The organism is Streptomyces griseorubiginosus (assembly GCF_036345115.1).
GTDB lineage: Bacteria > Actinomycetota > Actinomycetes > Streptomycetales > Streptomycetaceae > Streptomyces > Streptomyces griseorubiginosus_C.
This window is the reverse complement of sequence record NZ_CP107766.1, coordinates 596149-620664: the sequence shown is the minus strand read 5'-3', so window position 1 is coordinate 620664 and position 24516 is coordinate 596149. Positions and strand designations below refer to the sequence as shown.

The 24516-nt window shown below is 71.6% G+C and carries 22 protein-coding genes; 8 read left to right on the top strand and 14 right to left on the bottom strand.

The window, feature by feature from the left end; translation table 11 throughout:
- Nucleotides 1-4: 4 nt before the first annotated feature.
- Complete coding sequence (locus OHN19_RS02870; RefSeq protein ID WP_330262565.1) at nucleotides 5-2386, bottom strand: SpoIIE family protein phosphatase; 2382 nt, start codon at nucleotides 2384-2386, stop codon at nucleotides 5-7.
- Between the two features lie 257 nt (nucleotides 2387-2643).
- Here OHN19_RS02870 and OHN19_RS02865 point away from each other — a divergent pair, with 257 nt between their 5' ends.
- Both OHN19_RS02865 and OHN19_RS02860 read left to right on the top strand, forming a co-directional pair.
- Nucleotides 2644-5742, top strand: coding sequence for a glycoside hydrolase family 2 TIM barrel-domain containing protein (locus OHN19_RS02865; RefSeq protein ID WP_330262564.1), 3099 nt, complete (start codon nucleotides 2644-2646; stop codon nucleotides 5740-5742).
- Nucleotides 5743-5839: 97 nt separating this feature from the next.
- Nucleotides 5840-8083, top strand: a complete 2244-nt coding sequence (locus OHN19_RS02860; protein WP_330262563.1) for a glycoside hydrolase family 9 protein — start codon at nucleotides 5840-5842, stop codon at nucleotides 8081-8083.
- Here the strand turns inward: OHN19_RS02860 and OHN19_RS02855 are convergent.
- From OHN19_RS02855 to OHN19_RS02845, 3 genes are all read right to left on the bottom strand, one after another.
- Nucleotides 8028-9557 (bottom strand): cytochrome bc complex cytochrome b subunit, encoded by a 1530-nt coding sequence (locus tag OHN19_RS02855; RefSeq protein WP_330262562.1) that lies wholly within the window; start codon nucleotides 9555-9557, stop codon nucleotides 8028-8030. The two genes, OHN19_RS02860 and OHN19_RS02855, sit on opposite strands and share 56 nt — an antisense overlap.
- On the bottom strand, nucleotides 9554-10462 hold the full coding sequence (gene sigJ, locus OHN19_RS02850) for an RNA polymerase sigma factor SigJ (RefSeq protein WP_330262561.1): 909 nt from the start codon (nucleotides 10460-10462) through the stop codon (nucleotides 9554-9556). The genes OHN19_RS02855 and sigJ overlap by 4 nt, the downstream gene beginning before the upstream one ends.
- Before the next feature lie 158 nt (nucleotides 10463-10620).
- Nucleotides 10621-11343, bottom strand: a complete 723-nt coding sequence (locus tag OHN19_RS02845) for a 2OG-Fe(II) oxygenase (RefSeq protein WP_330262560.1) — start codon at nucleotides 11341-11343, stop codon at nucleotides 10621-10623.
- A 169-nt stretch (nucleotides 11344-11512) separates the two neighbouring features.
- On the opposite strand from OHN19_RS02845, the gene OHN19_RS02840 reads away from it, so the two are divergent.
- The 3 genes from OHN19_RS02840 (at nucleotide 11513) to OHN19_RS02830 (ending at nucleotide 14410) form a co-directional block, all read left to right on the top strand.
- A complete protein-coding gene (locus tag OHN19_RS02840; RefSeq protein WP_030323130.1) occupies nucleotides 11513-11758 on the top strand; it encodes a hypothetical protein in 246 nt (81 codons plus the stop codon).
- A gap of 3 nt (nucleotides 11759-11761) precedes the next feature.
- Entirely contained in the window at nucleotides 11762-12139 is a 378-nt protein-coding gene (locus tag OHN19_RS02835; RefSeq protein ID WP_020134791.1) for a hypothetical protein, read from the top strand.
- Nucleotides 12140-12793: 654 nt separating this feature from the next.
- Nucleotides 12794-14410, top strand: coding sequence for an RICIN domain-containing protein (locus OHN19_RS02830; protein ID WP_330262559.1), 1617 nt, complete (start codon nucleotides 12794-12796; stop codon nucleotides 14408-14410).
- An 82-nt stretch (nucleotides 14411-14492) separates the two neighbouring features.
- Here OHN19_RS02830 and OHN19_RS02825 read toward each other — a convergent pair whose 3' ends face one another.
- The 3 genes from OHN19_RS02825 to OHN19_RS02815 all read right to left on the bottom strand — a co-directional run bounded on the left by OHN19_RS02825 (nucleotide 14493) and on the right by OHN19_RS02815 (nucleotide 17225).
- Nucleotides 14493-15662 carry a lactate 2-monooxygenase gene (locus OHN19_RS02825; RefSeq protein WP_330269516.1) on the bottom strand — a complete coding sequence of 390 codons (1170 nt, stop codon included), beginning with the start codon at nucleotides 15660-15662 and terminating at the stop codon, nucleotides 14493-14495.
- 110 nt (nucleotides 15663-15772) lie between these two features.
- On the bottom strand, nucleotides 15773-16465 hold the full coding sequence (locus OHN19_RS02820; RefSeq protein WP_330262558.1) for an alpha/beta fold hydrolase: 693 nt from the start codon (nucleotides 16463-16465) through the stop codon (nucleotides 15773-15775).
- Nucleotides 16466-16661: 196 nt separating this feature from the next.
- The gene (locus OHN19_RS02815; protein WP_330262557.1) at nucleotides 16662-17225 is read right to left on the bottom strand and encodes a hypothetical protein; all 564 of its coding nucleotides are present in this window, start codon (nucleotides 17223-17225) and stop codon (nucleotides 16662-16664) included.
- Nucleotides 17226-17548: 323 nt separating this feature from the next.
- Between OHN19_RS02815 and OHN19_RS02810 the strand changes: the two genes are divergently transcribed.
- Complete coding sequence (locus OHN19_RS02810) at nucleotides 17549-17983, top strand: protease inhibitor (RefSeq protein WP_330262556.1); 435 nt, start codon at nucleotides 17549-17551, stop codon at nucleotides 17981-17983.
- Nucleotides 17984-18116: 133 nt separating this feature from the next.
- Here OHN19_RS02810 and OHN19_RS02805 read toward each other — a convergent pair whose 3' ends face one another.
- The 7 genes from OHN19_RS02805 to OHN19_RS02775 form a co-directional block, all read right to left on the bottom strand.
- A complete protein-coding gene (locus OHN19_RS02805) occupies nucleotides 18117-18353 on the bottom strand; it encodes a hypothetical protein (protein WP_330262555.1) in 237 nt (78 codons plus the stop codon).
- Between the two features lie 80 nt (nucleotides 18354-18433).
- Nucleotides 18434-18643, bottom strand: coding sequence for a CDGSH iron-sulfur domain-containing protein (locus OHN19_RS02800; protein WP_330262554.1), 210 nt, complete (start codon nucleotides 18641-18643; stop codon nucleotides 18434-18436).
- Nucleotides 18624-19307, bottom strand: a complete 684-nt coding sequence (locus tag OHN19_RS02795; RefSeq protein WP_330262553.1) for a HemK2/MTQ2 family protein methyltransferase — start codon at nucleotides 19305-19307, stop codon at nucleotides 18624-18626. The genes OHN19_RS02800 and OHN19_RS02795 overlap by 20 nt, the downstream gene beginning before the upstream one ends.
- A 12-nt stretch (nucleotides 19308-19319) precedes the next feature.
- Nucleotides 19320-20336, bottom strand: coding sequence for an iron-containing redox enzyme family protein (locus OHN19_RS02790; RefSeq protein WP_330262552.1), 1017 nt, complete (start codon nucleotides 20334-20336; stop codon nucleotides 19320-19322).
- Nucleotides 20337-20567: 231 nt separating this feature from the next.
- Nucleotides 20568-20738: a hypothetical protein gene (locus tag OHN19_RS02785; RefSeq protein ID WP_330262551.1), complete on the bottom strand. Its 171-nt coding sequence runs from the start codon at nucleotides 20736-20738 to the stop codon at nucleotides 20568-20570.
- A gap of 26 nt (nucleotides 20739-20764) precedes the next feature.
- On the bottom strand, nucleotides 20765-21772 hold the full coding sequence (locus OHN19_RS02780; protein WP_330262550.1) for a Ppx/GppA family phosphatase: 1008 nt from the start codon (nucleotides 21770-21772) through the stop codon (nucleotides 20765-20767).
- A 200-nt stretch (nucleotides 21773-21972) separates the two neighbouring features.
- Entirely contained in the window at nucleotides 21973-23475 is a 1503-nt protein-coding gene (locus tag OHN19_RS02775; protein WP_330262549.1) for an MFS transporter, read from the bottom strand.
- 178 nt (nucleotides 23476-23653) lie between these two features.
- On the opposite strand from OHN19_RS02775, the gene OHN19_RS02770 reads away from it, so the two are divergent.
- Both OHN19_RS02770 and OHN19_RS02765 read left to right on the top strand, forming a co-directional pair.
- Entirely contained in the window at nucleotides 23654-23998 is a 345-nt protein-coding gene (locus OHN19_RS02770; protein WP_330262548.1) for a metalloregulator ArsR/SmtB family transcription factor, read from the top strand.
- Between the two features lie 6 nt (nucleotides 23999-24004).
- Nucleotides 24005-24514: an SRPBCC family protein gene (locus OHN19_RS02765; RefSeq protein WP_330262547.1), complete on the top strand. Its 510-nt coding sequence runs from the start codon at nucleotides 24005-24007 to the stop codon at nucleotides 24512-24514.
- Nucleotides 24515-24516: the final 2 nt, after the last annotated feature.

The window sequence follows — 24516 nt, the reverse complement described above, 5'->3', positions numbered from 1 at the left end:
TCGCTCACTCCTCGTCGAGGAGGCCGATCTCCGCCCAGATGGTCTTGCCGTCGGCCGTGTGCCGGCTGCCCCAGCGCTGGGTGAGCTGCGCGACCAGGAGCAGACCCCGGCCGCCCTCGTCCCAGGTCTTGGCGCGCCTGAGGTGCGGGGCGGTGTGGCTGGTGTCGGAGACCTCGCAGATCAGCGTGGTCGCGTCATGGATGAGCCGCAGCCGGATGGGACGGGCGCCGTAGCGGATCGCGTTCGTGACCAGCTCGCTCGTGACCAGCTCGGCCGTGAACGACGCGTCGCTCAGGTCCCAGCGGCCCAGTTGTTCCACGACCTGCTTGCGGATGGGCCCGACCAGCGCCGGGTCCGCCGGGATGTCCCAGGTCGCCACCTGGGACGCGGGCAGCCCCCGGGTGCGGGCCAGCAGCAGCGCCACGTCGTCGGTGGAGCCGCCCGACGGCAGGAGCGCGTGCAGCATCCGGTCGCAGGTCTCCTCCAGGGAGTCGGAGGGGGCGGCCAGGGTCTCGCGCAGCAGCGTGTGACCGGCGTCCACGTCCCGCTCCCGGAACTCGAGCAGCCCGTCCGTGAACAGGGCCAGCACGCTCCCCTCGGGCAGATCCAGGTCCGCGGACTCGAACGGCAGCCCGCCGAGCCCCAGCGGCGGCCCCGCCGGCAGGTCGACCTCGCGGGCCACCCCGCCCGGCGTCAGCCGCACGGGCGCCGGATGCCCGGCCCGGGCCAACGTGCAGCGCCGCGACACCGGGTCGTAGACCGCGTAGAGACAGGTGGCCCCGACCTCTCCGGGGCTGCCCTCGCCTCCGGCCTCCGCGGACAGCCGTACGACGAGGTCGTCGAGGTGGGTGAGCAGTTCGTCCGGGGCCAGGTCGATGTCGGCGAGGGTGCGGACGGCGGTGCGCAGCCGGCCCATCGTCGCCGAGGCCTGGATGCCGTGACCGACCACGTCCCCGACGACCATCGCGACCCGCATCCCCGACAGCGGGATCACGTCGAACCAGTCGCCGCCCACCCCGGCCCGCGCGGCCGGCAGATAGCGGGACGCCGCCTCCACCGCGGCCGTGCGCGGCAGCGAGCGGGGCAGCAGACTGCGCTGGAGGGCGAGGGCGGTCTCACGCTCGCGGGAGAAGCGGCGGGCGTTGTCGATACAGATCCCGGCGCGCGCGGTGATCTCCTCGGCCAGCAGCACGTCGTCCGAGGTGAAGGGGTCGGGCCGGCGGTACCGGGTGAGGACGGCGACGCCGAGGGTCTGGCCGCGGGCCTGGATGGGCACGGACATCGTGGAGTGGATGCCGTACTCCTTGACCCGCTCGGCGCGCGTCCGGTTCCAGTTGAGCCACTGGTCCAGGCGTCCGGAGGCGACCGTGGCGACGATGGTGCGGTTCGCCATCAGCGAGTCGGCCTGGGGCGAGGTGGCCGGATACAGCTCGGTGTGCCCGGGCTTCATCACCGCCAACGGGTCGCCGGGTTCCACCGACTGGTGGGCGGCCCGGCGCAGTTCGATCGGTGCGTCGAGTCTCGCCGGCGGCTCGCCGTTCTCCAGCGGGTCCAGCAGGTCGACGCTGACGAAGTCGGCGAGCGCCGGAATGCAGACGTCCGCCAGCTCCTGGGCCGTCCGGGTGACGTCGAGGGTGGTGCCGATGCGCACGCTCGCCTCGTTGACCAGCTGAAGCCGCTCCCGGGCGAGGAAGTTGTCGGTGAAGTCGTGGGCGGCCAGGCACACGCCCCGCACCCGGCCCGCCGGGTCGGTGACCGGCGCCATCCGGGCCAGCCAGGCGTGCGCGGTGTCCTCGCCGCCGGTGCGCATGTAGGTCTGCACGTCCTTGGCCCGGCCGGTGGTGAGTACCTGGAGCAGGTGCTCCTCCAGCTCCTCGCTCTGCTGCTTGCCCCCGATCTCGGACAGCCGCAGCCCCTGGATGCGCTTCTCGGGCAGCCCGATCACGTCGGCCATGGCGTCGTTGATCCGGCGCAGCCGCAGCCGTTCGTCGTAGACGGCGACGGCGCACGGTGACTGTGTCAGGGCGGCCTCGCCCAGCGGGTCGTCGGGGGAGTGGGAACCGTCGGAGTCCAGCGGGGTGACCACGAGCCAGTGCCCCGGGCCGCCGTCCGCCGAGTGCCGGTGGTGGGCGAGCAGCCACGCGGAGACGGCGGTGCCGTCGCGGTGGCACAGGGTGAGGACGCCGTCCCAGCGGGCGCCCGCAGGCCCTCCGGGCACCTCCTCGCCTCCGCTGACCAGGAGGTTCACCGCGGGTCTGCCCACCACTTCGGCGGGCGACCAGCCCAGCAGCCGTTGCGCGCCGGCGTTCCACGCGACCAGCGTGCCGTCCTCGCCGATGACGGCCCTTGCCGTCGCCGCGTCGTCGAACGGGTACACGAGGGTCATCGTCGCCACTCCATTGCGCGCACGCTCAGTGAACAAACAGGTCACTTGGGTTCCAAGACTAGTGCGTCGTGCTCGCGCGCGGACGGCGAACCCCTGTCGACCGCCGGACGCCGGTCAAGGGGGAAATCCGGCCGACGTGGCGCACGGGACGGAAGCCGCTCACCGCACCCTTGACGGCCGCATGTGGCTCACCGTCAGATTGTGTTTGCTCACGATCAGTTGTGAGCACTTCTGGGCAGCGATGAGGGAGAGTCGCCATGACGGTCACGCGCAGATCGGTTCTGCTCGCCTCCACGGCCGCACCGGCCGCGGGGGCGCTCCTGGCCACCCCGGTCGCGCAGGCCGCCGAGTCCGCGGGGAGCGCGTCAGGCCGCCGTACGGTCGCGCTGCGCGACGGCTGGCGCTTCGCGCTCGTCGACCCGGGCGGGCTCACCGACCCGACGGGGGAGTACGCGGACGCCGCCACCCCCGGCTACGACGACTCGGGGTGGCGCGAGGTCGCGGTGCCGCACGACTGGAGCATCGAACTCGCCCCGACCACGCAGCACGGCACGACCAGCGGCACCGGGTTCTTCCCCGGCGGCCTCGGCTGGTACCGCCTCGCCTTCACCCTGCCGCCCGCCTTCGCCGGCAAGCGGGTCTCGGTGGAGTTCGACGGCGTCTACATGGACGCGTACGTGTACTGCAACGGCACCGAGGTCGGCCGTCACCCCTACGGCTACACCGGCTTCGCCCTCGACCTCACCGACCTGCTCCACACCGACGGCACGACCGAGAACGTGATCGCCGTCAAGGTGCAGAACCGGCTCCCCAGCAGCCGCTGGTACTCGGGCAGCGGCATCTACCGCGAGGCCCGGCTGGTCGTCACCGAACCGGTGCACGTGGAGCGCTGGGGCACCCGCGTCACGACCCCCGGGATCACCGCGGAGCGGGGCCTGGTCCGGGTGGCGACATCGGTGGCGAACACCTCGGGGGCCGGCACCGACGTGGAGGTCGTCACCCGGATCGTCGACCCCCGTGGCCGTACGGTCGCCCGGACGGCCTCCACGGTCGCCGTGACCGACCGCGCCACCGAGACCCACGAACTCGCCGTCCCCGAGCCGCAGTTGTGGGACCTGGCGACTCCGCACCACCGCTACACCGTGCGGACCGAACTGCGCGTCGGCGGCACCACGACGGACACCTACCGCACCCCCTTCGGCTTCCGCACCTTCCGCTTCGACCCGGACGAGGGCTTCCACCTCAACGGCGCCCACCACAAGATCAAGGGTGTCGACCTCCACCACGACCTCGGCGCCCTGGGCGCGGCCGTCAGCGTCGACGCGATCCGCCGGCAGATGACGATCATGAAGTCGATGGGTGTCAACGCCTTCCGCACCTCCCACAACCCGCCCTCCCCGGAGATGATCCGGGTCTGTGAGGAACTGGGCATCGTGATGCTGGTGGAGGCCTTCGACTGCTGGAAGACCCCCAAGACCCGCTACGACTACGGCCGGTTCTTCGACGAGTGGTGCGAGCGGGACGCGACCGAGATGGTCCTCGCGGCCCGCAACTCGCCCGCCGTGCTGATGTGGTCGATCGGCAACGAGATCCCCGACTCCACGTCCACCGCCGGGCTCGCCATGGCCGACCGGATCATCGCCGCGATCAGGGCCGCCGACGACACCCGTCCGCTGATCATCGGCTCCGACAAGTACCGCCGCCTGCCCGCCAAGGGGTCGGCGGCCGACCTGATGCTGGCCAAGCTGGACGGTCTCGGGCTGAACTACAACACCGCCAAGTCGGTTGACCAGCTGCACGCCGCCTACCCGCACCTCTTCCTCTTCGAGTCCGAGTCGTCCTCGGAGACCTCGACCCGGGGCGCCTACCAGGAGCCCGAACACCTCAACACCGGCGAGAACCACACCCCGGGCAGGCGGAACACCTCGTCCTACGACAACAACCTCGCCTCCTGGACCATGAGCGGCGAGTACGGCCACAAGAAGGACCGGGACCGCAAGTGGTTCGCCGGGCAGTTCCTCTGGTCCGGGATCGACTACATCGGGGAGCCCACGCCGTACGACGTCTTCCCGGTGAAGGCGTCCTTCTTCGGCGCGGTCGACACCGCCGGCTTCCCGAAGGACATGTACCACCTCTTCCGCAGCCAGTGGACCGAGGAGCCGATGGTCCACCTGCTTCCGATGACCTGGAACCACGAGAAGGGCGACACGGTCGAGGTGTGGGCGTACGCCAACGTCCCCGAGGTCGAGCTGTTCCTCAACGGCAGGTCCCTCGGCACCCGGACCTTCGACACCAAGAAGACCACCGACGGCCGGACCTACCTGGAGACCACGGAGGCCACCGGCGACGACAAGACCTTCACCGACGGCCCCTACCCGGGCAGCTACACCAGCCCGAACGGCAGCGCGGGCAAGCTCCACCTGACGTGGAAAGTGCCGTACGCGCCGGGTGAGTTGAAGGCCGTGGCCCGCAGGAACGGCAGGGCCGTCGCCACCGATGTGCTGCGCACGGCCGGAAAGCCGCATGCCGTACGACTCACCCCGGACCGCAAGTCCCTTGCAGCCGACGGACGTTCGCTGATCTTCGTCACGGCCGACGTGGTCGATGTGCGGGGTGTGGTGGTGCCGGACACCGAGCACCTGATCTCCTTCGCCGTCACCGGCGGTTCGCTCGCCGGAGTCGACAACGGCCGGGAGGAGAGCGCCGAGCGCTATCAGGCGAGCACCCGGACCGCCTTCCACGGAAAGGCCCTCGCGATCGTCCGGGCCGGATCCGAACCGGGGGTCCTCAAGGTCAGGGCGAGCGCGGAAGGACTGCGCACCGGCACCGCGAAGGTACGGACCACCCCGGCCCGGTCGGCCGCCGTCACCGAGCCGGCCGCCTTCACCCCGGACCATCCGGCGCCCCCGAACCACCCGGTCGCGGACGCCAGCTACTCCGGCCGCCCGGACACCCTCCCGGCCGCGATGCTCGACGGCGACCCGGCCACCGGCTGGTCCAACGCCTTCAGCAAGGCCGCCACCGCCCTGCTGCCCGCCTTCAGCGGCGCGCGGGCCGAGGACTGGGTCTCGGTGGACTTCGGACGCACCAGGGCCTTCGACCGGGTCGAGGTCTCCTTCACCCTGAGCGCCACGCACAGCCCGCCCGCCGCCGTCGAGGTCGCGGTGTGGGACGGCTCGGCGTATCTGCCGGTCGTGGGCCCGTCGGTCGACTGGGCCACGGCCTCCGACCAGCCGACGGTGATCACCTTCGGCTCCGTGCGCGGCTCCCGGATCCGGCTCACGATGACGAGCGCGCACCCGGGAGGGGCGGGCGGGGCGCTGCGGATCGCCAAGTTGGAGCTGCCCGGTAGTTGACGCCGTGTCATGGCTGCAACAAGCATGTCCTGCGACCGTCAGTTGGGAGCGCTCCCATCGCGAGCGCCCGCCCGCACCTCCCCCGAGGAGCCCGGACGTGAACAGACGCAGAACCGCCTTGTTGTCCCTGACCGCCCTGCTGGGAGCGGCACTTGTGGCCTCGCCGGTCGCCCCGGCCGCCGCCGACGAGGTCGAGCAGCTCAAGAACGGCACCTTCGACACCACCACCGCGCCCTGGTGGACGACCAGCAACGTCACCGCCGGCCTGTCCGACGGACAGCTCTGCGCGGACATCCCGGGCGGCACCGCCAACCGCTGGGACGCGGCCGTCGGCCAGAACGACGTGACCCTGGTGAAGGGGGAGTCGTACAAGTTCTCCTTCACCGCGAAGGGTTCGCCCGAGGGGCATGTCGTGCGGGCCATCGTCGGGCTGCAAGTGGCGCCCTACGACACCTGGTTCGAGGTAAGCCCGCAGCTGAGCGTGTCCGGGAACTCCTACTCGTACACGTTCACCTCGCCCGTCGACACCGCGCAGGGCCAGGTCGGCTTCCAGCTCGGCGGCAGCGCCGACCCGTTCCGCTACTGCATGGACGACGTGTCCCTGCTCGGCGGGGTCCCGCCCGAGGTGTACGAGCCCGACACCGGACCGCGCGTGCGGGTCAACCAGGTCGCCTATCTGCCCGCCGGGCCGAAGAACGCCACCCTGGTCACCGACGCCACGACCAAGCTGCCCTGGCAGCTCAAGAACGCCTCCGGCGCCGTCGTCGCCCACGGCTCGACCCTGCCGCGCGGCGTCGACGCCTCCTCCGGGCAGAACGTCCACTCGATCGACTTCGGCGCCTACAAGAAGAAGGGGACCGGGTTCACCCTGGTCGCCGACGGCGAGACCAGCCGGCCCTTCGACATCGGCGCCTCGGCCTACGAGCAGCTCCGCCTCGACGCGGCGAAGTACTACTACACCCAGCGCAGCGGCATCGCGATCCGCGACGACCTGCGCCCGGGCTACGGCCGCGCCGCAGGACACGTCAACGTGGCCCCGAACCAGGGCGACAAGGACGTGCCCTGCCAGCCCGGTGTCTGCGACTACACCCTCGACGTGACCGGCGGCTGGTACGACGCCGGCGACCACGGCAAGTACGTCGTCAACGGCGGCATCTCCACCTGGGAGGTGCTGAGCACCTACGAACGCGAGCTGCTCGCCCGCACTGGGGAGCCCGGGAAGCTCGGCGACGGCACCCTCGCCATCCCCGAGAGCGGCAACAAGGTCCCGGACATCCTCGACGAGGCGCGCTGGGAGCTGGAGTTCCTGCTGAAGATGCAGGTGCCGGACGGTCAGCCGCTGGCCGGGATGGCCCATCACAAGATCCACGACGAGCAGTGGACCGGCCTGCCGCTGTTGCCGAGCGAGGACCCGCAGAAGCGTGAGCTGCACCCGGCGTCCACCGCGGCGACCCTCAACCTGGCCGCGACGGCCGCGCAGGCCGCCCGCCTGTACAAGCCGTACGACAAGGCGTTCGCGGCGAAGGCCCTGGCGGCCGCCCGCAAGGCCTGGACCGCCGCCCTCGCCCACCCCGACCTGTACGCCTCGGAGAGCGACGGCACCGGCGGCGGCACCTACGCCGACAACAACGTCACCGACGAGTTCTACTGGGCGGCGGCCGAGCTGTACCTCACCACGGGGGAGAAGGCCTTCCAGGACCACGTCCTCGCCTCACCCGTGCACACCGCCGACATCTTCGTCCCCGTCGGCTACGACTGGGCCCGCACGGCCGCGGCCGCCCGGCTGGACCTGGCGACCGTGCCGAGCAAGCTGCCCGGCCGGGACAAGGTCCGCCAGTCGGTGGTCAAGGGCGCCGACCGCTACCTGGCCACCCTGAAGGCCCACCCGTACGGCATGCCGTACGCCCCCGAGGGCAACCTCTACGACTGGGGCTCCAACCACCAGATCCTGCACAACGGGATCGTCATCGCCACCGCCTACGACATCACCGGCGCCTCGAAGTACCGGGACGGCGCTCTCCAGGGCCTCGACTACATCTTCGGCCGCAACGCCCTGAACATCTCGTACGTCACCGGCTACGGCGAGGTCAACTCCCACAACCAGCACGCCCGTTGGTACGCCCACCAGCTCGACCCGAGCCAGCCCAACCCGCCGAAGGGCACCCTCGCCGGCGGGCCCAACTCCTCCATCCAGGACCCCTACGCACAGAGCAAACTCCAGGGCTGTGTCGGCCAGTTCTGCTACATCGACGACATCCAGTCCTGGTCGACCAACGAGCACACCATCAACTGGAACTCGGCCCTGACCCGGATGGCGTCCTTCGTGGCGGATCAAGGCTGACCTGAGCATGCTCCACCAGCTCACCGGGCCGCTCGTGCGCGGTGAGCGTGTGGAGCCGGGCCTGATCGAGCGGCTGGTGCACCTCGACGTACTCACCGTGCGGCAGCCGCTTGATCACCCCGGTCTCCCGGCCGTGCAACACCAGCTCCCGGTCCTGGAGTTGCAGACCCAGGCAGATCCGCCGGGTGGCGACGAAGACGACCGCCGGAACGACGAACATGCCGATCCGCACGGCCCAGGTGACCGTGTTGATCGACAGGTGGAGCCGGGTCGCCACGATGTCGTTGCCGCCGCCCGCCAGCAGGATCAGGTACAGGCTGATCCAGGACGCGCCGATCGCGGTACGGACCGGCCTGTTGCGCGGGCGGTCCAGGAGGTGGTGCTCCCGCCTGTCCTTGGTGAACCGGGCCTCCAGGAACGGGTAGACGCCGATGAAGACCAGCAGCAGCGGGAAGATCACGACCGGGATCAGCACCCCGAGGATCAGCGTGTGGCCCCACAGCGTGATCTCCCAGCCCGGCATCACCCGCACCAGGCCCTCGGCGAACCCGAGGTACCAGTCCGGCTGGGCGCCGGTGGAGACCTGGTCGGCGCGGTAGGGGCCGTACGACCAGACCGGGTTGATGGACGCCACGGCCGCGATGAGCGTGAGCGCTCCGAACACCAGGAAGAAGAAGCCGCCCGCCTTCGCCAGGTACACCGGGAAGAACGGGGTGCCGACCACGTTGCGTTCGGTCTTCCCGGGGCCCGCGAACTGGGTGTGCTTGTGGTAGACCACCAGGATCAGATGGGCCACCACGAGGGCCGCCATGATGCCGGGGATCACCAGGATGTGCAGCGAGTAGAAGCGGGCCACGATGTCATGGCCGGGGAACTCGCCGCCGAACAGGAACAGCGCGAGATACGTCCCGACGATCGGCACCGACAGGGTGGCGCCGTAGACGAACCTCAGGCCCGTGCCCGACAGCAGGTCGTCCGGCAGCGAGTAGCCGAAGAGGCCCTCGAACAGGCCCAGGAACAACAGGGCCCAGCCGAACAGCCAGTTGACCTCGCGCGGCTTGCGGAACGAGCCGGTGAAGAAGTGCCGCATCATGTGCGTGAGCATCGCGGCGACGAAGATCAGCGCCGACCAGTGGTGCAGCTGGCGGATCAGGAGCCCACCGCGTACGTCGAAGCTGATGTCCAGCGTCGAGGCGTACGCCTCCGACATGCGCACCCCGTTCAGGGGCGTGTAACTGCCGTGGTAGGTCACCTCGTTCATCGACGGGTGGAAGAACAGGGTGAGCCACACCCCGGTCAGGATCAGCACGACGAAGCTGTACAGGCAGATCTCGCCCAGCAGGAAGGACCAGTGGTCCGGGAAGACCTTGCGCAGGTACTTCGCGCCGAGGGTGCGGGTGCCGAGCCGGCCGTCGAGCCAGCCGGAGAACCGCTCGCCCTTGCCCGTCCGCGCCGGGCGCTCCGTGGTGGTCACGCCTCCTCCTTCTTGACGTGCGTGAGCTTGTCGGGGTTGGTGACGACGAAGAGGTTCGAGACCCGGTCGCCCTCCGGGGTGAGGTCCAGGACGATCACCGCGTACGGCGCGTCCCGCTCGAACAGCACGGCCGCGTCGTCGCCGTTGACCCGCCGGTAGCGCAGCTCCAGATCCAGGTGGGCCCCGCCCCGCTTCGCGTACCCGTTGAGCAGCCGGGCGGCCTTGTCCCGCCCGTGCACCGGCCGCAGCGCCTGCTTGCGCATCCCGCCGCCGTCCGTCCACACCGTCACGTCCGGCGCGAGGACCTCCATCAGCTCGGCGATGTCCCCGCCGACCGCGGCCCGCACGAACCGTTCGGTCGCCTCCCGGCGCACCCGCGGATGCGCCTCGTACAGCGGCCGGCGGGCGTGCACATGGTCCCGCGCGCGGTGCGCCAACTGCCGTACCGCGGCCGGTTTGCGGTCGATGATCTCCGCGATCTCGGTGTGGGCGTACCCGAACACCTCGTGGAGCACGAACACCGCGCGTTCCAGCGGCGACAGCGACTCCAGGACCACCAGCATCGCGAGCGACACGGACTCGGTCCGCAGCGCCGGGTCGTCGGCGCCCGTCTCCTCGGTGACCAGGGGCTCGGGCAGCCACGGGCCGACGTACGTCTCGCGGCGGCGGTTGACCACGGCCCGGCGCTTCAGGGCGTGGTTGACGGCGATCCGGACCAGGTAGGCGCGCGGGTTGTCGACTCCGCCGGCACCCCGCCGCGACCACGACAGCCAGGTCTCCTGGAGCACGTCCTCGGTGTCGGTGACGCTGCCCAGCATGTTGTAGACGACGCCGAACAGCAGCTCTCGGTGCTCGACGAAGACACCGGTGGGGTCTTCCGTACCGGGTACGGGAATCTCGGACATCGCGTGGGCCTCCCAGTCGCGCGCTCACTACTGCGAGGCCTCCGAGGGGCGGGTTTGTGACATCGAGCGGCAGGAATGTGACCCACGCCTCATCGGGGCGGGTCGGCCCGAGCCGCCTACCGCCCCGCCTACGCCGGCGTGTCTACGCCGGCGTGCGGCTAGGACGCGTCGTGGAAGACGATCCCCAGCGCGTGCCGGCGGCCCGAGCGGACGACGCTCACCCCGTGCCGCATCGCCGCGGCCGACCAGCCGCGTCGGGTGCGCACCGGGCGGTCGCGGGTCGTGAAGACCACGCCGTGACCCCGGGGCAGCACGGTCGCCGAGCCTCGGGACTGGGCCCGGGGACGCTGCTCGACCATCAGGAACTCGCCGCCGGTGTAGTCCGTGCCGTACTCGTCGAGACCGATCACGACCTGGAGCGGGAAGACCAGGTCGCCGAAGACGTCCCGGTGCAGCGCGTTCCAGTCGCCCTCCGTGTAGCGCAGCAGGATCTGTGCCGAGCGGTTCTGGCCCGCCGTGTGACAGCGCTCCAGCCACTCCTCGAGGGAGTCCGGCCAGGGCGCCGGGCGGCCGAGGCGGGCCGCCCAGTCGCGGGCGACGGGGAGCAGACGGGGGTAGAACGCGGCGCGCAGGGCGGCGACCGGGGCGGGCAGGTCGTGGGTGAAATAGCGGTACTCGCCCGAACCGAACCGGTGCCGTGCCATGTCCACGGTGGTCCGGAACAGCTCCGGTCTCCCGTAGAGCGCCGTGAGGTCCCGGCACTCGGCCGGCGTCAGCAGCGGGGCCGTCGGGGCACAGCCGTGCGTGTCCAACTCGGCGGCGAGCCCGGCCCAGTCGGTCGCGGCGACCCGGGCGCGTGCCCGCTCGGGGGTGACGGTCATGTCGTGCTCCTCGCTGTCGGTTCCGCGGGCCCGCCTTCGAGTGTGGGGTGCCGTCCACCTGCCGTCCGGCGGCATCCGGACACCGCGTTCCGGCGACTGAGGTACCGCATGGGCACCTTCTTGACCTGCGGATATTTACGGTCAAGTACCCGCGCGGTACCGTGGTGGCATGCCAGCTCTCAACGTGGAGTTCAGCGATCGTGAGCTAGAGGACCTGCGCCAGATCGCCAAGGAGCGCGGTACGTCGATGAAGGCCCTCGTGCGGGAGGCCGCCGCGGCCGACATCGCCCGGCACCGGGCGCTCCAGGAAGGCGCGGAGGCGTTCCGGCGGTTCTTCTCCGCCCACGCCGACGAGTTCGCCGCCGCCTTCCCCGAGGACGAACCGGCCGGCAAGGGCGCGGGGCGGGTCGCCTGACCGATGGCTTCCGTCGTCCACATCGACGTGCCCTGGCTGCTCCAGCGGCACGAAGAGGTCCTGCCCGAACAGCCCACGATCAACGACTTCTCGGCCCTCGTCGCCGCCGTCGCCCGGCACCGGGTCGATCCGCCGCGCCTCGGCGTCGACTCCGACCCGGCCTGGCGGGCCGCCGCCCTGCTGCACACCCTGGCCCTGCTCAAGCCCTTACCGTCGGCCAACGCCCGCTTCGCCTGTGCCACCGCGGTGGCGTACATGTTCGTCAGCGGCGTCGGCATCGACCCGCCCTACGGCGCCCTCGTCGACCTCGCCCGCGATCTGATCTCCGGCAAGACGGACGTGTACGGCGCGGCGGACCGGCTGCGTTCCTGGCAGATCTGAGTCGCGGCAGGGCGCAGTTCCGACAGCGCTGAGTCGCGGCAGAGCTGCGTTCCGGCAGGGCTGAGTCCCCGCAGAGCTGAGGCGATGAGGGCCGCCGAGCCGGGGGCCGGTGACCCGGGTTCCGGGGCTGTGGGGAAGCTGACCCGGGTCGAGCCGTCCCGGCCGGACGCCGACCGTCCCGCCCCCGGGGCCGCCGACCGAGGGCGGGAGGAACGGGGTCGGCGGCCGGGGTTTCGCGCGGAAGAGCCGCCGTTCCGCGCGGGGCCTCCGAGAAGGGCCGGTACCAGTGCACTACCGGTCGCCGCGCCGGGGGAGCGTGCGCGGCGCTCCGGCGCGTGCGCGGGTTTCACACGGGGCGCATGGAATGTCGAAAGCCGGTACGAGGGCACGCAGTTGCGAGGCCGTCCGGCTGTCTTTCCATTGACGTGGATGTTGCTCAGGTGCCTTGTTGGCCGTGAGTGACTTGTGCAAGGGTGAACCACCTGTGTGGGGGGCAAGGGCCGAGTCGCATTCGTCCCGTGGGGAACCGGGGCGGAGAGGCGTCGGCGAATTCGTGCTTCCCACGCCGCGCCCAAAAGGGATGCCCCGTCCGGCACTTCTTTTCGGCAAGGAGAACTTCTGTGAGTCCCATGCCCCTGGGAAGGAATCCGCTCAGTGCCCACCCCCCACCCACCGCTCCCGCCTTACCCGCCGCCGGGCGGCGCGTCCGGAGAGTCCGACGAGGATCTCGCAGCCCGGCTCAGGGGGCGTCCCGACGGTGAGGCCGCCCAGTCCGTCGCCCTGCTCATGGCCCGCCACTGGAAACCGGCCCACGAATACGCGGTGATCTGCCTCGCCTCCCCGTCCGAGACCGCCTCCATGGTGGCCGCGGCCGCCTTCCACCAGGTCCTGGACCGCCTCGCGCTCGGCGAACCGGCCCTCGCGCTGCGCCCCAGAACCCTCGTGGCCGTGCGGGACACGGTCAGGGAGTGGACGGCCGAGGACCGAATAACAGGTGTACTGCCGGACTTGGTGAAACCGAACGGCGGTCGCGGGATGCGGGCCGCGAAGTCCATGACGCCCGAAAACCGCAAGCTCGCCGAGCGGTCATTCCAGTCCCTTCCCGGACTCGCCCGCTGTCTGCTGTGGCACACCGAGGTGGAGGCGGAGTCCATTGCGGTGCCCGCCGCACTCCTCGGCATGGATACCGACACCGCGTCGACGGCGCTCGAACAGGCACGTGAAAAATTCCGGGAAGGATGTGTACATGCCCATCGGGAACTCGCGCCGACCAAGGATTGCCGCTTCTACAACCGCCTCCTCGATGTTCCGATTCGGCGCGGCGGCGCCCTGCTGCCGGATGTCCAGCAGCATCTCTCGGAGTGCCGATACTGCCGCTCCGCCGCGGAACAACTGAGCCATTTCGAGGGCGGGCTGGGAGTCCTCGTCGCCGAGGCGGTGCTCGGCTGGGGTGCCCGGCGCTATCTCGAACTGCGCGCCGGGCGTACGCCCCAGGACTCCGGGCGCGGCCGGGGGAGCGGTCGGCACGGCGCGGAACGGCGCCGCCTCCTGGCGCGCATCCCGACCCCAGGCCGCCGAAGTCCCGGCGGGGCCGGGGGACTGCGCTCCTCGCGCACGGTGCTCACCGGGGTGGGCCTGACCTCCGCGGGCCTCCTCGCGGCGATGCTCGCCTCCGGCCTGTGGTCGCACGACGACGGCGCCGACCCGGCCGCCTCGACCAGCGCCACGGGCAACGACACCGCCCCGAGCGCGGGCACCCGGACCCCGGGCCCCGCCCAGCTCCCCACCGCGCCGGCCGTGACCCGGCTGCGCAACGACGCCGCCGACCTCTGCCTCGACATCCGGGGCACGGTGAAGGAGGGCGCCGGCACCGAACTGGCGGCCTGCTCGACCGATGTGACCCAGCAGTGGTCGTACGAGACCGACGGGTTGCTGCGCAGCGAGGCGAACCCGGAGCTGTGCCTGGACTCGCACGTGGACGCGGGTGTGGTCATCCTCGGCAAGTGCGCCGACGACCGGGCGAAGCGGGCCGAGGACGTGCGCTACGACCTCACCGTGCAGGGGGAGTTGATCCCGCGCTGGGACGAGCAGCTCGCCCTCGCCGCCACCACCGACGACCCGGGCGCCGACATCGTCGTCAAGGTCCGCGACCGCTCGGAGCAGCAGCGCTGGCTGACCGACCCGGCCGCGAACGCGAGCCCTGGTTCGCTGTCGGTCACGGGGAGCGAAGCCCCGCAGGCCCGGCCCGCTGAGCTCAGGGACCGGGCCTAGGGACGGTCCCGCCGCGAGCCGGTCCCAACGGGGAGGTCTCCCTTCGAGGAGGCCTCCCCGTCACGTGCGGTCCTCCACGAGGTCACACGCGGTCCTCCACGAGGTCGTCGGGGCCGATCGTCGCCGGGGTCGCGTGGCCCGACAGGGCGAGCGTGAGGTCCAGTTCGGCGAGCAGGCAGCGGATCACATGCTCGACGCCGGGCTGTCCGTCGAGCCCTAGACCGTAGACGTACGGCCGTCCGAGCAGCACCGCGCGGGCGCCGAGGGCGAGGGCCTTGAAGACGTCGTCGCCGGTGCGGATGCCGCTGTCGAAGAGGACCGTCAGCCGGTCGCCGACCGCCTCCACCACCCGGGGCAGCGCGTCGGCCGCGGCGACGGACCCGGCCACCTGCCGGCCGCCGTGGTTGGAGACCACGACCCCGTCCATCCCGGCGTCGGCGGCGAGCCGGGCGTCGTCCGGGTGCAGGACGCCCTTGAGGACGATCGGGCCGTCCCAGTGCTCCCGGAGCAACGCGAGGTCGGGCCAGGTCTTGCCGGGGTCCGCGAACATGCCCACGAAGTGCAGCACGGCCGCGTTCGGGTCCTCGTGCACCGGCTTGGCCAGGCCCGCCTGGAACGCCGGGTCGGAGAAGTAGTTGGCGGTGCCCACGCCGTGCAGGAACGGCAGATACGCCTGGTCGAGGTCGCGGGGCCGCCAGGACAGCAGCGGGGTGTCCAGGGTGACGACCAGGGCCGTGTACCCGGCCGCCTTCGCCCGGCCGAGGAAGCTGAGCGCGACCTCGGGGTCCTTCGGCCAGTACAGCTGGAACCAGCGCTCGGCGTCCCCCATCGCCTCGGCGACCTGCTCCATCGGCGTGCTGGAGGCCGACGACAGGATGTACGGCACCCCCTGCGCGGCGGCGGCCCGGGCGGCGGCGGACTCCGCGTCCGGGTGCATGATCGACAGCACGCCGACCGGCGCCAGGGCCAGCGGGGCGGGCAGGGCACGGCCCAACACCTCGACCGACAGGTCGCGTTGGTGCACGTCCCGCAGCATGCGGGGGACGATCCGGCGCCGCTCCAGGGCCGCCCGGTTCGCCCGCGCCGTACTGCCGTCGCCCGCGCTGCCCGCCACATAGCCCACCGGGCCGGGGCCGAGCCGCTGCTCGGTGAGCTCCTCGAGCCGGGTCAGGTCGGTGGGCAGCCGGGGCACCGCGCCGGACATGCCGTTCAGGTAGATCTCGTACTGGAAGTCCGCCCAGTGCTTGGCCATCCGTCCGAACCGCCTCTCGTCGTCGAGTGCGTCGACGATATCCACGGCCGGGCGCTGGTCAGGAGGGGGAGGGCACCCCGTGGCCGTCCGTCGGTGTGCCGGGCCACCGGTCAGGAGGCCCCGAGCTCGGCGAGGATCCCGGCCAGTTCGCGGGGCCGGGAGAACATCGGCCAGTGCCCGGTGTCCATCTCGACCAGTTCCCAGCTCTCGTTCTTCAGCAGTTCGGCCACGACCGGCATCGGCTCCTCGCCGTCGAGGAGGCACTTGATGTAGGTGGCCGGGAGCTTGTCGAGGGGGCCGGTGAGGACGGCGGGCTCGGTGAGCGTCGCACCCGGATGCGGGGACGAGCGGTCGATGATCCGGGATATCTGCTCGTCCGTCAGACCCTGGTCGGCGTAGTGCTCCGGGCCCACGGGCCGCCAGAAGCCGCCGCTCTCCTCGATCGTCCTGCGGACGTCGTCACTGGGCCAGCCGTCCAGGAAGGACTCCCCGTCGACGGGGACGCTCGAGTCGACGAACACCACGCGCCGCAGCCTGCCGCCGATCCGCTGGGCCGCCTGCCCCACCGGGACGCCCGAGTAGCTGTGCCCGACCAGCACCACCTCGCGCAGATCCAGCCGCTCGACCTCGTCGACGATGTCCCGCACATGCGTCTGCTGTCCCGCCGGTACGCCCCGCTTCTCCGCGAGGCCCGACAGGGTCAGCGGGCGCGGTTCGTGCCCGGCCGCGCGCAGTTCCGCCGCGACCTCGTCCCACGCCGACGCCCCGAGCCTCGCGCCCGCCACCAGTACGAAGTTGGTCATGCCCGCAATCTAGCCGAGGGCACCGACAACGCCCCGGGCCGGTGACGGGTGGCCATCTGCCCTTGGGCGACGGCAGCCGCGTGCGCCACGGGATGTGCGGCGCACGCGGCTGCCGTCCTGCTGGGGTATGCCGACGCTACGGCCCGCCGTGACGCCCAGGACACGGCCCGCCGTGCCGCCCGGGACAGTGGATGCTTCATTCGTTCTCGGAGTCCTCGGTGGAGGGATCGGCCACCTCCTCGGCGTCCGGCCCCTGCGCCCGCACCCGCTGCACGTGTTCCAGGGACTCCCGCAGTTCGGCGAGCCAGTCGTCGGTGTGCCGCTGGACCAGCCGGACGCACCAGGCGAGCGCGTCGCTTCGGCTGCGGGCCACCCCGCCGGCGATGAGGGTGTCCAGGACCTGGCGCTCGGGCTGCCGCAGCCGGGTCATGACGGGCGCCGCGACATGCGTGAACAGGGCGCGCTCGCCGTCGCACTCCACACCCCACGACACCTTGCGGCGGAAGGAGTGCTCGGCCTCGCGGGCCACCTCCATCCGCTCCTGCCGGGTGCGCTCCCGGAACTCCTGGATCCGGCCCTTCACGGCGGCCTCCCGCTCGGCGGCCGAGACACCCTCGTCGAGCCGCGGCCCGGGGATGCGGCCGATCACGGTGATCTCCTCACGGTCGACGACCACCTCGACCAGGGCCTCGAACAGATCGTCGGGCAGGCGGCCGGTGAACCAGCCGCGCAACTTGTCTCGTTGCTCTTGAGTAATCATGTAATGACGATTACTCCACTTCCCGCTGAACGCAAGGGGCTGGGGAGGGGTCTGCCGAGAGCAGAAGCGGAATGTTTCAGGCCTATTGCCGAGGTGGGGTAAACAGGCCATCCGGCCGGATCGAGTGATCGAGAACCGCCCAGTTGAGGGGCTCTGTTGTTCGGATGATGTGACTTCGCGCCACTGATTCAACACGCAAGGTTACTGAAAGCCATGGGGTCGATGTGAAGTTCGGGCCAGGACTCGGCAGACTCGCGCTCGCCGCTCCGGCACCGACCGAGTCGGACGGCGACACCCTCGAATCCAGCGGAAGGATGCACACAATGCGGAACACCGCGCGCTGGGCAGCGACCCTCGGCCTCACGGCCACCGCCGTCTGCGGACCCCTGACCGGGGCCGCGCTCGCCGAGCCGGCCGCCGCCCCCCTGAGCCTGTACGCCCCCTCGGCTCTCGTGCTCACCCTCGGCCACGGCGACAGCGCCGCCACCGTCACCCCGGAACGGGCCGTGACCCTGACCTGTGCCCCGAGGCCCTCGGGCACCCATCCGGCCGCGAGCCCGGCCTGCGCGGAACTGCGCGCCGTCGACGGGGACTTCGACGCCCTGGCGGACAGATCGGACGTCCAGTGCACCCGGGAGTACGACCCCGTGGTGGTCACGGTCGACGGCGTCTGGCGGGGCAAGCGCGTCTCCTACGAGCGGACCTTCGCCAACGAGTGCGTGAAGAACTCCTACGGGACCAGCGTCTTCACGTTCTGAGAGACCGGGATCGTGTGGTGCCGTGATCTGCCCGAGGGGCCCGCAGTTGGGGAGTGCCGCCCCTCTCACGGAACCCCGCGCTCCCGCACCGAGGGCCGGCGGACGGAGTGGGGCCGTCCGCCGGCCCCTCGGCTCAGACCCGCCGGGGAATCGCCGGCAGCGGCGGGAAGCGGGCCCACAGGCCCGAGGCGCGCAGCAACCGGTGCAGCCGGGGCCCGTCGGCGACCACCCGCAGCCCCGAGCAGAACTCGACGTGCCGGAGGTCGACCACCACATCGGGCCCGGCGGTCGCGGTCGCCGCGTCGAGGTGCTCCGCGAGGAAGCCCGCCGTCGCGAGGCTCCGTAGCCACCCCGGGCCGGCCCGGGCCATCCGTCCAGCGGGATCCGCACGATCCGGTTCACTCGACCTGGTGAATTCCTGTCAACTGAGTTGACTTCTGTCCTCGGTGTCTACGGACGCTTGCGTTCCCGGTGGCTGGTGTCGCACCAGGGATAGCGGCGACTGCGCCGACACGTGCACAGGGCCACCCGGAAGCGGTCGGAGGTGACCGTGCTGCCGTCCTCCAGTTCCACTTCCACCGGGCCCTCCACCAGCAGCGGGCCCCGTTGCTGGATCCGGACGCGGCACGGACGGTCGCCGTCAGAGGGGGAGTTCGGCACGGACGACCACCAGCTCTTCCTTCTCGTCGGTGGCGTCGGGGGTCAGCAGGCCGCGCTCCCGCAGCCAGTCCACCCGCTCCCGCAACACCGGTCCGAAAGCGATCCTGTGACGGCGGGTCACGGCCGCCTTGAGGCCCGCCCCGCGCAGATGTCCCACGGTCCGCCCGGGATCGCTCAGTGCGGAGTGCACGATCAGCAGCACACCCCCGGGGCGCAGCAGGCCGGGTGCCTCCCGGCAGACCCGGTCCAGCACGGACCGCCCGTCGTGCCCCGCGTCCCAGGCCCGCGCCCGTCCGCGCGGTGGCCGGCCGTTCCCCGTGGGGGCGGGGACGTACGGCGGGTTGGTCAGGATGAGGTCGAACGACTGGTCCCGCACCGGTGTGAAGAGGTTCCCCCGGTGGACGCGGACCGACGCCCCGGTCAGCCAGGCGTTCGCCCGGGCCGTGCACACGGCACGCCAGGACACGTCGACCGCGGTCACCCGGCTGCCCCGACGCGCCGCCTGGAGTGCCAGCGCACCGGTGCCGGTACCGACGTCCAGGACGTGGGCTCCCGGTGGCAGTGGTTCTTCGGACAGGGCTCCGGCAAGGAGCGCGGTGTCCTCCTGCGGGGCGTACACACCGGGGAGGGCCAAAGGCGGAGTCAGTGATCTCACGTCGGCCAAGTACCCTTACATTCAGAAAATATGGGAGGTTTCGGACGCCTCGAGTGTCCGCAGGGACGAGCGTCCGGCGCGCCAGTCGTCGAGCAGGCGGGCGGCGAAGCGGTCCTCGACGTATCCGGTGGCGTCGATGCCGAAGGCCACGTCCGGGGCGAGATGCGGCTCCTCGGCCAGCAGACCGCCGATGACGTCGTGGCGTACGACCTGTTCGTGGACGGCGTCCGCCTCGACGTGCTCGTCGTAGAAGTGCTCGGCGGCCGGTCCGGCACCGGTGCGGCGCATCGCGTCGGCGAGCCGCCGGGAGCCGGGCGAGGAGGTGATCTCGACCGCGGCGAAGTGTCCCACCAGCGCGCCGCGCAGGCTGCGGTGCAGACCCAGTAGCGACATGAGGTTCACCGTGGCGAGCATCTCCGCGCTCGCCGCTTCCAGGTAGTGCCCGTACGTCGTGTCCAGGCCCAGGTCCGTCATCAGGTCGGCGAAGAGGCGGGCGTGGACGCGCTCGGGGCGGCCGCCGCCGAACTCGTCGAACTCCACCGCCGCCATGCCCGCCTTGGCCCGCCCCCACAGCCGGGGCAGCACCCACGCGTGAGGGTCGGCCTCCTTGAGGTGGTACAGCGAGCGCTGGGCCGCGTACTCGCGGACCTGCCACAGCTCGCCCTCCTTGCTCAGGAAGTGGCTGACCCCGGTGCCCTCGACCGGCTCGACCAGCAGGTCGGCGAGCGCGTCCTCGACGCTGTCGTGCGCCGGGGTGTCGGTGCGCAGCGCGGACAGGAAGCGGTGTTCCAGGGCCGCCCGGGTGCGCAGCAGGTCCGGGTCCCACTCGCGGTCGGGGGAGACGTCCGCGAAGCCGCGGTAGTGCAGTTCGTAGCAGAGGTACAGGGCGAGCTGGAGGTCGTCGCCGTACACGTCCGCGCCCGCGACGGCCTCGTGGCGGGGCAGTGGTCCGGTGCCGAGCAGATACTCCCGGACGGCCGCGGAGACCGGACCCCGGGCGGACGGCAGCGATGGTTCCTGATGACGATCGTGTGGCATGGGCGCCGAGTACCCGGGGCGGGGCACGTCACCCGCGCGTCTGGATCAGCCTCGTGAGGTGCTTGGCACCATTCACCGGGTCGGCTGCTCCGTGCCCGGCCAGGCGTGGACGTACCGGCAGCTGGGCCCGGACCAGAACCCGGCTGTCCGGGCGACGAACCCGGCCGCACCGGGCGGGCCCGGCCACGCTCGCCGACCTGCCCGGAGCGACGAGCGCGCCGCCCGGGCAGGTCACTCTCCTTCGGACTCCTCCTGGGCGCGGGTGTTGGGGGTGAGGGCGTCCCCCGCCTCGCCCCGGTGCGCACGCTTCTCCTCCGACTCGTGGGTGCGCCGCTCGGCGTCCTCGACCTCGCGGATGACCTCGTCCAGCGCGGTGTCCGGCTTCTGCCTCTTCTCGGACACGGATGTCTCCTTCCTGTTCGTCCCGTTCAGCGGGTGGCGGCCGCGATGCGCAGCGGCACCGGGTCCGGGAGCGTGTCCTCCTCGTTTCGGCGGGCGATCTCCGCCCACCAGGAGGGACCGTCCTCGATGTGCCGCAGCAGCACCCCCTCACGGATCGCCCAGGGGCAGATCGTGACGGTCTCGAGGCCGGTGAGCTTCATCGCCGTGTGCCCGATCACCGCGCCCGCCAGGCTCTGCAGGGCGCGCGGGGCGGAGATGCCGGGCAGTTCGGCCCGCTGCGCGGACGGCAGCGCGGCCAGACAGGACACCGCCTCACGCAGGTCGGAACGGCGCAACTGCCGTTCCATGAACGGGCCGTGGCGTCCGGCCGGCGCCCCGCACAGCCGTCCCAGCTGCTGGAAGGTCCGCGAGGTGGCCACCGCGGTGCGCGGGCCCTCCCAGCGGATCCGGGCCGCCACGTCCCGCAACTGATGGCGGACCTTGCGGCGCAGCGCCCGGACCAGCTCCGGGGGCGGCGGGTCCTGGCCCTCGAAGAACTCATGGGTCAGCCGGCCCGCGCCCAACGGCAGCGAGGCCACGAAGTCCGGCAGCCGACCGCGCCCGAAGGCGACCTCGAACGAGCCGCCACCGATGTCCATGAGCGCCAGCGGCCCGGCCCGCCAGCCCATCCAGCGCCGCGCCCCGAGAAACGTGAGCTCGGCCTCCACCTCGCCGGGCAGGGTGTACAGCCCGACGCCGGTCCGCTGCCGGACGGTACGGAGCACCTCCTGACGGTTGGGCGCCGCCCTTACGACGGCGGTCGCGAAGGCCAGCGGCCCGGCCGCGCCCCATCTCGCCGCGGTCCGGTTCGCCCCTTCGACCGCCTCCACCAGCCGCTCCACGGCCTCCTCCGGTACCGGCCCGCCCGGCCGCACGTCGTCGGAGAGCCGGAGCCGCCACTTCGCCGTGTGCACCGGCAGCGGCACCCCGTCCTCGGCGTCCGCCACGACCAGACGGACGGTGTTCGACCCCACATCCACCACGCTTATTCGCATGGACCTGTGGGTACCCACAGGAGGCCCGCTCCAACGCCGGTCGTCCCTTCCGGTCGTCGCTCTGCGCCACAGCGACCGCACTGTGCGTACGGCAGAGGCCGGTCAGGGACCCCACGGCAGCGAGAAGGGCCGCCGTCTCCCTGCGGACGGCGGCCCTTCGGATCGTGCGGCTCTCCCTGGCGGGTCGACCTGTGGGGCTCTTACATGTGGACGACAGGAGCGGCGCTCGCGTCCTGCTCCGGCACCCCGCGCCGGAAGAGCAGGAAGGCGATCAGCGCGCCGACGGCGAACAGGCCCGCCGACCACCAGAAGGCGGTGGTGTAGCTCTCGATCGTGGCCTGGGCCTGGACCAGCTTGTTCGTCGGGTCCTTGCCCGCCAGGTAGTCGGTGGCGGCGCTCGCGGCCAGTGTGTTCAGCAGCGCCGTACCGATCGAACCGCCCACCTGCTGCATGGCGTTGACGGTGGCGGAGGCGACGCCCGCGTCCTCGGCCGCGACCCCGCCGGTGGCCAGCTGCATGGCCGGGGGCATGACCAGTCCGAGGCCGAAGCCGGTCACGATCAGCTGCGGCAGTACGGCGGACAGGTAGCTGGAGCCGACGCCGATCCCGGTGAGCCAGGCCATGCCGACCGCGGCGACCGCGAAGCCCAGCGGGATGACCACCTTCGGGCCGATCCGGGGGACCAGCGTCGTGGTGCTGACCTGGGCCGCGACCATCAGCGCGGCCACCATCGGGAGGAACGCCACGCCCGTCTTGGTCGGGCTGAAGCCCAGGTTCAGCTGGAGGTAGTAGGTGAGGAAGAGGAAGACACCGAACATGCCGCCGCCGGAGATCAGCACGGCCAGGAAGGAGGCGGCGCGGTTGCGGTCCAGCAGGATGCGCAGCGGCAGCAGCGGGTGCGCGGCGCGGGTCTGCCACCAGGCGAAGGCGGTCAGCAGCACACCGCCCGCGATCAGGAAGCCCCAGGTCTCGGGCGAGCTCCAGTCGTGCGTCTCGGCGTTGGAGAAGCCGTAGACCAGGGAGAAGAGACCGGCGGCGACGAGCAGGGTGCCGGGCACGTCCAGCTTGGAGTTGGCCGCGTCACGGTGGTTGTGCAGCAGGACCCAGCCGCCCGCGAAGGCGACGACGGCGATGACGACGTTGACGTAGAGCGTCCAGCGCCAGTCGAGGGCGTCGGTCAGGATGCCGCCGAGCAGCAGGCCCACCGCACCGCCCGCGCCGGCGATGGCGCCGTAGACGCTGAACGCCCTGGCCTTCTCGCGGGCGTCGGTGAACGTCGTGTTCAGCAGGGAGAGCGCGGCGGGCGCGAGGAGCGCGCCGAAGGCACCCTGGAGGGCGCGGGCCGTGACGAGCATCTCGAAGTTGGTGGCGGCACCGCCGAGCGCGGAGACGGCGGCGAAGCCGACGACGCCTATGAGGAAGGCCGTCTTGCGGCCGAACAGGTCGGCGATCCGGCCGCCGAGCAGCAGGAGCGAGGCGAAGGCCAGCGCGTAGGCGGTCACGATCCACTGCCGGTTGCCGTCGGAGAAGCCGAGGTCGGCCTGAGCCGAGGGCAGGGCGATGTTCACGATGGTGGCGTCCAGGACGACCATCAGCTGGGCGAGGGCGACGACGGCGAGGATCCACCATCGCTTGGCCGAGGCTTCTGGCTGCGCGTCGACGGCGCTGTCCCGACCGCTCTCGGTCAGGGTCTTCTCGGACATGGGAAACCACTCCAGGGAAAGTCGGCTGGGACCCGTTCTTAAACGAAACGGTTTCGTACACGTCGAGGCTAGACCACATTCAGCGAAACGGCAACGTTTCGCTGGAGTGGGCGACTGAACGGCCGTGGCCCGGCTGTATTCCTTGACTGGAATATAACCACCGAGGCATATTGAAGCCATGTCCGACTCCGCGCTCTGGACCGCCCTCGCCGATCCCCACCGGCGGGCCATCGTCGCGCTGCTCCTGGAGCGGCCCCGGTCCGTCGGAGAGGTGTCCCAGGAGTGCGGACTGAGCCAGCCGAGCGCCTCGAAGCATCTGAAGGTGCTCAGGGAGGCGGGCCTGGTCCGGGTACGGCAGGACGCGCAACGGCGTGTCCACGCCCTCGACCCGGCTCCGATGGCCGCGCTCGACGCATGGCTGGCCCCGTACCGCACGCTCTGGAACGGCAGCCTCGACGCGCTGGGCCGCCGCCTCGACGAGACCGCGCCGGACACCCCCGAGCACCCCGCACCGAAGGACTGATCCACCATGGCCGCAGACCTCACCGGCACCTACCTGACCCTGGACGACGGCCGCCCGGCCGTGCGCTTCAGCCGCACCTACGACCATCCCGTCGCCCGCGTCTGGCACTTCGTCACCGACACCGAGGAACTCGCCCACTGGTTCCCGTCCCGCGCCGAGATCGAACTGCGCCCCGGCGGCACGATCAGGTTCAGCGGCGACCCCCACATGGAGGACTCCACGGGCCGGGTCATCGCCGTCGACGAGCCCCGTCACCTGTCCTTCGAGTGGGGCGGGGACGAACTCCACTTCGACCTGGAGGCGTTGGACGAGAAGCGGACCCGCTTCACGCTCACCAACGTCCTGAGCGCCGCCGACACCGCCGCCCGCAACGGCGCGGGCTGGGAGGTGTGCCTGGCCGCCCTCGACGCCCGCGCCCGCGGCGAGCACCCCGAGAGCCGACCGTGGCAGGACCTCTACGAGGCGTACGTCGACGCCGGGATCCCCTCCGGCGCGCCGGTCCCGGGGACGGAGTGACC